Genomic DNA, 7,667 nt, shown 5'->3' with positions numbered 1-7,667 from the left:
GCCTCCACCGTTTCATCCGCCCGCGCCTCGGGCCACACTGGCCGCAGCCGCCGGCACGGACCGGCTGCGCCGTCGCTTCCTCTTCCGGCTCGCGAGTCTACCCCTGCTGGGTGCCGGCGCCCTGCTCTCCCTTACCGCGCCCGCAGCCTCCGGCCAGACCGCAGTTGCCTCGGCGGCCCCCCTCGCGCTGGTGCTCGGCGACAGCCTGTCGGCCGAGTACGGGCTGCGCCGTGGCAGCGGCTGGGTAGCGCTGCTGGCCGAGCGACTGACCACGCGCAAGCCGCCCTGGTCGGTGTTCAATGCCAGCATCAGCGGCGAGACCACCGCCGGCGGGCAGACCCGGCTCCCCGCGCTGCTCGCCGAGCACCGCCCTCGCCTGCTGGTGATCGAGCTCGGTGGCAACGATGCCCTGCGCGGCCTTGACCTCGTCGCCACCGCACGCAACCTCGAGGCGATGGTCACGGCCGGCCAGGTTGCCGGTGCGCGGGTGATCCTGCTGGGCATGCGCATGCCGCCCAACTACGGGCGTCGCTACGGCGAGCAGTTCGAGCAGATGTACCGCGACATTGCCAGGCGCCGTCAGTGCGCCCTGGTGCCCTTCCTGCTCGAGGGTATCGGCGAGCGGCTGGAGCTCTTCCAGCCAGACCGCATCCACCCCACCGAGGCGGCCCAGCCGCTCATCCTGGCCAATGTCTGGCCGGCCCTCCTGCCCCTGCTCGGCCGCGGCTGAGCGCGGGCCCGGCATGGCCGGGCATCGCTGGCCTCATGCCACAATCCGGACGCGCGCCCATGGCGGAATCGGTAGACGCCGGGGACTTAAAATCCCCTGACTTCGGTCGTGCCGGTTCGAGTCCGGCTGGGCGCACCACGCCGTTGGCCGGCCTCAGGCCGTGGCCGGCTGGAACAGGCCCTTCACCCGGATGAAGTCGATCACCGACTGCAGGCCCTCGCGGGTCTTGAGGTTGGTGAACACGAAGGGCCGCTCGCCGCGCTGCTGGCGGGCATCACTGGCCATGATCTCCAGCGAGGCGCCGACATGCGGCGCGAGGTCGGTCTTGTTGATCACCAGCAGGTCGGAGCGGGTGATGCCGGGGCCGCCCTTGCGGGGGATCTTCTCGCCACCGGCCACATCGATCACATAGATCGTGAGGTCGGAGAGCTCGGGGCTGAAGGTGGCGGCGAGGTTGTCGCCCCCCGACTCGATGAACACCACATCGGCCTGCGGGAAGCGCTCGAGCATGCGATCGACCGCCTCGAGGTTGATCGACGCATCCTCGCGGATGGCGGTGTGCGGGCAACCGCCAGTCTCCACGCCCATGATGCGTTCGGGCTCGAGCGCGCCCGCCACCGTGAGCAGACGCTGGTCTTCCTTGGTGTAGATGTCGTTGGTGACCACCACCAGGTCATGGCTGTCACGCATGGTCTTGCACAGCATCTCGACCAGGGTGGTCTTGCCCGAACCCACCGGGCCGCCGATGCCCACGCGCAGCGGGGGCAGAGTCTTGGTGCGCATCCGTACCTCGTGAAAAGGATCCTGCGATCAGGATCGGAACAGCCGGGTGTACTGCCGCTCATGGCGCATCGCCATCACGCCAGCCAGCGGCGAAAAACTCCAGGGTTCATCAGGTGCGGGATCGGCGATGCGTCCCCGCAGTTGCAGGATCAGTCGCTGGCCGGCGCTCTGGCCGAGCGGCACGATCTTCACGGCGGCCTGGACCTGGTTCTCGATCCAGGCAAAGCCCCAGGCTGCGCGGGTGGCCACGGCGGGCAGGCCCTGGGCGCTGCCGCACAGCGCGAAGGCGATCGGCGCAGTGGGGCCCGATCGGCCTGCCGCCAGCGCGCGGGCCAGCGCCGCTTCGCGGCTACCGGCATGCAGCCCGACCAGCCAGCGCAGCAATGCCGCGCCGGTCTGGCGGGTCTCGGCCCGCGACTCGGCGCTGTCGCGGCTGGCGAGGAATCCTTCGTCGAGGGCCTGCAGACCGGCGAGCAGCGCATCCCCATCGGGATGGCCGGGCAGGCATTCGGCGGTGGCGGCCTCCAGCGCTTGCGCGGCGGCCAGCACGGCCGGCAGCTCCCGCACCGCGAAGGCGCTGCGCCAGTGGGAGTCGATCCACTCGAAGGCGCTCGGCTCGTCGCTCACCCGACCGGCCCAGGCGGCCGCCTCCAGGCCCTGCGAATAGCTGAAGCTGCCGATCGGCAGCGCGGGCGAGGCCAGCTGCAGCATCGCCGGCAGCCAGTCGGGCAAACCCACCGTGGCACCGGCCCCGCAAGCCGACTCAGTGGCCATGACCATAGGCGCCGCCTTCCGGCTCGAAGGGCGCCCAGGTACGACGCAGCGTGGCGCCCAGCCCGACCAGCATGTCGGCCAGCACCGGGTCGTAGCCGAGCACCAGACGGTCGGCCAGCACCTGCACCGGCACATGGCGGTTGCCCAGGTGATAGGCGGCGCGCAGCAGGCCCAGCGCAGACTCGGCCCGAACCTCGAGCACATCCTCGTCGGCTGCCTCCACCCGAACCCGCAGATCGCTGCCCGCGATCACCGTCCCGTGACGCAACACCGTGCCGCGCGGCAGCACCACCGCCACCTCGCGCCCATCGGCGAGCCGGGCGCGCAGACGGCTGCGCGAACGGGCGTCGAAAGGCAGGCGCAGCACGGCACCGCAGTCACCGGGCGCCGGCTCGACCCGGTCGAGCAGCGGCAGTCCCGCAATCTCGGGCGGCCGCTCCCGGTCGGGATCGACGATGCGCATGCCCATGTCGCCGCCCTTGCGCCGCTCAGAAGAGGAAGTAGCGCTGGGCCATCGGCAGCACCTTGGCCGGCTCGCAGGCGAGCAGCACGCCGTCGGCATGCACCCGGTAGTTCTGGGCGTCGACGGTGATGGTCGGGGTGTAGCTGTTGTGGATCATGTCGGCCTTGCGCACGGTGCGCGTGCCCTTCACCGGCACCACGCGCCGCTGCAGCCCCAGGCGCTCGCCCACGCCTGCGGCGTGCGCCGCCTGTGACACGAAGCTCACGCAGGTGCTCGACAGCGCCCGGCCGAAAGCGCCGAACATCGGCCGGAAGTGCACCGGCTGCGGCGTGGGAATCGACGCGTTCGGATCCCCCATGGCCGCGGCGATGATCGCGCCGCCCTTCACGATGAGCGCCGGCTTCACGCCGAAGAAGGCCGGGCGCCAGAGCACCAGATCGGCGAGCTTGCCAGGCTCGACCGAACCCACCTCGTGGGAGATGCCGTGGGCGAGCGCCGGGTTGATGGTGTACTTGGCCACATAGCGCTTCACGCGGGCGTTGTCGGCCCGACTCTCGCCGGGCAGCGCGCCACGCTGCTGCTTCATCTTGTGCGCGGTCTGCCAGGTGCGCATGATCACCTCGCCCACGCGGCCCATGGCCTGGCTGTCGGAGGACATCATCGAAATCGCGCCGAGGTCGTGCAGGATGTCCTCGGCGGCGATGGTCTCGCGCCGGATGCGGCTCTCGGCGAAGGCCACATCCTCGGCAATCGACGGATCGAGGTGGTGGCACACCATCAGCATGTCGAGGTGCTCGTCCACGGTGTTCACCGTGTACGGCCGGGTGGGGTTGGTCGACGAGGGCAGCACATTGGCCTCGCCGACCACCTTCAGGATGTCGGGCGCGTGACCGCCACCCGCGCCCTCGGTGTGAAAGCTGTGGATCGTGCGGCCCTTGAAGGCCGCGATGGTGGTCTCGACGAAGCCCGACTCGTTCAGGGTGTCGGTGTGAATCGCCACCTGGATGTCGTGATCGTCGGCCACGCTGAGGCAGCAGTCGATCGCGGCCGGGGTGGTGCCCCAGTCTTCGTGCAGCTTCAGGCCGATCGCGCCGGCCTGCACCTGCTCGATCAGCGCCTGGGGCAGGCTGGCATTGCCCTTGCCCATGAAGCCGAGGTTCATCGGCAGGCCTTCGGCGGCCTCGAGCATGCGGGCCATGTGCCACGGCCCCGGGGTGCAGGTGGTGGCATTGGTGCCGGTGGCCGGTCCGGTGCCGCCGCCGAACATCGTGGTGATGCCCGACATCAGCGCTTCGTCGATCTGCTGCGGGCAGATGAAGTGGATGTGGGTGTCAATGCCGCCGGCGGTCACCAGCATGCCCTCGCCCGCGATCACCTCGGTGCCCGGCCCGATCACGATGTCCACGCCGGGCTGCACATCCGGGTTGCCGCCCTTGCCGATGGCCGCGATGCGCCCGGCCTTCAGGCCGATGTCGGCCTTCACGATGCCCCAGTGGTCGATGATCAGCGCGTTGGTGATGATGGTATCCACCGCCACCGCGCTGCCGGCCTGCGACTGGCCCATGCCGTCGCGGATCACCTTCCCGCCGCCGAACTTGACCTCCTCGCCGTAGATCGTGAGGTCGCGCTCGACCTCCACGAACAGATCGGTGTCGGCGAGCCGCACGCGGTCGCCAACGGTGGGGCCGAACATCTCGGCATAGGCTTGCCGGGAGATCTTCATGAGCGGCCTCCCGCGGCGGTGTCGAGCGCGCCCATCACCGCGGCATTGAAGCCGTAGACGGTGCGCGAGCCGGCGTAGTCGACCAGATCGACCGAGCGCGACTGACCGGGTTCGAAGCGCACCGCGGTGCCCGCGGCGATGTTCAGCCGCATGCCGCGTGCCGCGACGCGATCGAAGTCAAGCGCCGCATTGGTCTCGGCGAAGTGGTAATGCGACCCGACCTGGATCGGCCGGTCGCCCCGATTGGTGACCTCGACGCGCAGCACGCGACGGCCCGCGTTGAGTTCGATCTCGCCGGGGGCGGCGATGATCTCGCCTGGAATCATGGATGTCCTCCCTGCAGTGGGTGCGCCGCGGCGCGGGTCAGGCGATCGGCTGGTGAACGGTGACCAGCTTGGTGCCGTCGGGAAAGGTGGCTTCCACCTGGATCTCCGGGATGAGTTCGGCGACGCCTTCCATCACCTGCGAGCGGCCGAGCACGGTCTTGCCCAGGGCCATGAGTTCGGCCACGGTGCGGCCATCGCGGGCGCCTTCGAGGATGGCGGCCGTGATCAGCGCCACCGACTCGGGATGGTTGAGCTTCAGGCCACGGGCCAGGCGCCGCTCGGCGAGCAGCGAGGCGGTGAAGATCAGCAGCTTGTCCTTCTCTCTGGGTGTCAGGTCCATCGGCAGGTCCTCCAGGCGGAATGGGTCTGGCGCGACGCTGCGCGCCCAAGGGTCGATTGTGCCTTTGATCAGGTCATCCAGATGCGCGGCGGCACGGCCTCGCGCTGGCGCAGCAGCGGGCGCAGCCTTGCCCAGGCGGCAACGAGTGCACCGCGAACCGACTGGGGCGAACTGCCCACCACCCGCACCAGCAGCAGATGCGGGTCGACCCGCGAGGCCCCACCGATCGTGGGTCGATCAACTGGCTCGGCCTGGCCGGCGGTCGCGGCCAGGGCCGCGTCGAGATCGGCCTCGACCGCGTCGGCGATGTCGTCGGGCAGGAGATCCGGCGAGACAGCCCAGAGCAGGCCGCTGACGTGACTCGACCCGAGTGCCGCGGCCCCGGTCTGCGCCCCCTCGATGCGCGACAGTTCGTCATAGAGGAGCCGGCCGGCGTGTCGCAGGGTGAGACGGCTCTGAAAGCGGGCCTGCGTCAGGCGTTCACCACTGGCCCGCCGACCAAGCACCAGCACCTCCATGCCGACCGCGCTCGCCCGATCGGCAATGTCCACGCGCATGGTCTGCTCGCCGGACACCCCGTCATGCAGGATCGTCTCCTGAGGCAGCCACTCGAGGTGGGCGCCGTCATCCACGGTGACGGTCACGGACTGCGTGGCCGGCGTATCAGCGCGGTACCAGCGCCCGGCCCCGGGGGTGGTGAGCAGCAATTCGGCCTGCGGGCCGATGGCCAGATCGCACACCAGGCTGTCGCCCGCTGCCAGACCCGAGGGCGGATGAAGCAGGATGACATGGGCGAGCCGCGGCCCTTCGGGCCAGAGCAGCTTCTGCACCCGCAGCGGCCCGACATGGGCAAGGCGCGCGGCCACGCTGCGGCCCTCCCGCAGAGCAATCTCAAGGCTGAGACGAGCCTGCCAGCCCCCACCGTAGGGCGCGAGGACAGGCTCCTCGGCCGGCGTCGCCGGCACCACCACAGCGGACGCCGGGCTCACACCGCGACCAGGGCCCGCACGCCGTCGGCCTGCATGGCGCTGCCGGCGCCTCGGGCGACGATCTCGCCGCGCTCCATCACCAGATAGGCATCGGCCAGCTCGGCAGCGAAGTCGCAGTACTGCTCGACCAGCAGCACGCACAGCTGCCGCTCGCGGGCCAGCCGCCGGATCACCCGGCCGATATCCTTGATCACCGAGGGCTGGATGCCCTCCGTGGGCTCATCGAGCAGCAGCACCGAGGGCTGGGTGCACAGGGCCCGTGCAATGGCGAGCTGCTGCTGCTGACCGCCCGAGAGGTCTCCGCCGCGACGCCGGCGCATCTCGGCCAGCACCGGAAAAAGCTCGTAGATCTCGGCCTCGATCTGCCGCAGCCGGCCGGTGGCAAAGCCCACTCTCAGGTTCTCTTCCACCGTCAGGCGCGGGAAGATCTCGCGGCCCTGCGGCACATAGCCCATGCCCGCCAGCGCGCGGCGATTCGGGCTCAGGCCATCGAGCGGCTGCCCGCCCAGTCGCACCGTGCCACCGAGCACGGGATGCAGGCCCATCAGGGTGCGCAGCAGCGTGCTCTTGCCCACGCCATTGCGCCCCAGCAGCACCACCACCTCGCCCCGCTCGGCGGTGAAGGACACCTCCCGCAGGATGCGGCTGCCGCCGTAGGCCTGCGACAGGCCACTGACTTCGAGCAGGCTCATCTCATCGTCCCAGATAGACCTCGATCACCCGCTGCTCGGCCTGCACGCTGGCCAGATCACCCTCCGCGATCACCTGCCCCTGGTGCAGCACCGTCACCGGGCAGTCGAGCTGATCGACGAAGTGCATGTCGTGTTCCACCACCACCACCGAGCGACTGCCCGCCAGCCGCTTGAGGAGCTCGGCGGTGCGCTCGGTCTCCTCGTCGCTGAGCCCGGCCACCGGCTCATCGAGCAGCAGCAGCCTGGGATCCTGGATGAGCAGCATACCAATCTCCAGCCACTGCTTCTGGCCATGCGAGAGCGAGCCGGCCGGGCGATCGCGCTCGGCGGCAAGACCCACCGTCTCGAGGATCTCGTCGATCCGATCGGACTGGCCGGGCGCGATCCGCTGGCGCAGGGCATCGAGCCAGCCCTTGCGTCCGGCGCAGGCAAGCCAGAGGTTCTCCTGCGGCGAGGCCTGCTCGAAGACCGAGGGTTTCTGGAACTTGCGCCCGATGCCGGCCCGGGCAATTTCCGGCTCGCTCATGCGGGTCAGGTCCAGGGTCTGGCCGAGGAAGGCCTTGCCGCTGTCGGGCCGGGTCTTGCCGGTGATCACGTCCATCATCGTGGTCTTGCCAGCCCCGTTGGGCCCGATGATCGCCCGCAATTCACCGTCGTCGATCGACAGCGAAAGCTTGTTCAGCGCCTTGAAACCGTCGAAGGCGACGGTGATGTCCTCAAGATACAGGATGACCTTGTGCGACACATCGATCGCTCCCGGCACCACACGGTGGCCATCGGAGCTGAAGCCGCCCTCGCCGGCACCAGGCTCTGGCGCATCGCGCATGGCCTTCAGCTGGGCCGGCGT

9 protein-coding genes, 1 tRNA gene and 1 pseudogene are annotated in these 7,667 nt (G+C 69.9%); 2 read left to right on the top strand and 9 right to left on the bottom strand.

Annotated features, from left to right (window positions below):
• Nucleotides 1-64: 64 nt before the first annotated feature.
• Entirely contained in the window at nt 65-730 is a 666-nt protein-coding gene (locus tag AC2H6A_RS05920; RefSeq protein ID WP_484272221.1) for an arylesterase, read from the top strand.
• 53 nt (nt 731-783) lie between these two features.
• Nucleotides 784-868, top strand: a tRNA-Leu gene (locus AC2H6A_RS05915).
• Between the two features lie 15 nt (nt 869-883).
• Here the strand turns inward: AC2H6A_RS05915 and ureG are convergent.
• The 9 genes and pseudogenes from ureG to urtD all read right to left on the bottom strand — a co-directional run bounded on the left by ureG (nt 884) and on the right by urtD (nt 7,646).
• Entirely contained in the window at nt 884-1,513 is a 630-nt protein-coding gene (ureG, locus tag AC2H6A_RS05910; protein ID WP_484272218.1) for an urease accessory protein UreG, read from the bottom strand.
• 27 nt (nt 1,514-1,540) lie between these two features.
• Entirely contained in the window at nt 1,541-2,287 is a 747-nt protein-coding gene (locus AC2H6A_RS05905) for an urease accessory protein UreF (protein ID WP_484272217.1), read from the bottom strand.
• Nucleotides 2,280-2,750, bottom strand: a pseudogene (ureE, locus tag AC2H6A_RS05900) (urease accessory protein UreE); the annotation flags it as partial. The pseudogene ureE and the gene AC2H6A_RS05905, both read right to left, overlap by 8 nt.
• 25 nt (nt 2,751-2,775) lie before the next feature.
• Nucleotides 2,776-4,473, bottom strand: a complete 1,698-nt coding sequence (gene ureC, locus AC2H6A_RS05895; protein ID WP_484272216.1) for an urease subunit alpha — start codon at nt 4,471-4,473, stop codon at nt 2,776-2,778.
• Nucleotides 4,470-4,799: an urease subunit beta gene (locus AC2H6A_RS05890; RefSeq protein WP_484272215.1), complete on the bottom strand. Its 330-nt coding sequence runs from the start codon at nt 4,797-4,799 to the stop codon at nt 4,470-4,472. Before AC2H6A_RS05890 ends, ureC begins: the two co-directional genes overlap by 4 nt.
• A 37-nt stretch (nt 4,800-4,836) precedes the next feature.
• Nucleotides 4,837-5,139 (bottom strand): urease subunit gamma, encoded by a 303-nt coding sequence (locus tag AC2H6A_RS05885; RefSeq protein ID WP_484272214.1) that lies wholly within the window; start codon nt 5,137-5,139, stop codon nt 4,837-4,839.
• 68 nt (nt 5,140-5,207) lie between these two features.
• Entirely contained in the window at nt 5,208-6,005 is a 798-nt protein-coding gene (locus tag AC2H6A_RS05880) for an urease accessory protein UreD (protein ID WP_484272213.1), read from the bottom strand.
• A 119-nt stretch (nt 6,006-6,124) separates the two neighbouring features.
• Nucleotides 6,125-6,814, bottom strand: a complete 690-nt coding sequence (gene urtE / locus AC2H6A_RS05875; protein WP_484272220.1) for an urea ABC transporter ATP-binding subunit UrtE — start codon at nt 6,812-6,814, stop codon at nt 6,125-6,127.
• A 7-nt stretch (nt 6,815-6,821) separates the two neighbouring features.
• The gene (gene urtD / locus AC2H6A_RS05870; RefSeq protein WP_484272219.1) at nt 6,822-7,646 is read right to left on the bottom strand and encodes an urea ABC transporter ATP-binding protein UrtD; all 825 of its coding nucleotides are present in this window, start codon (nt 7,644-7,646) and stop codon (nt 6,822-6,824) included.
• Between the last annotated feature and the right edge of the window lie 21 nt (nt 7,647-7,667).

It is taken from the genome of Quisquiliibacterium sp. (assembly GCF_982640115.1).
This window is presented reverse-complemented; position numbering and strand designations above follow the sequence as displayed.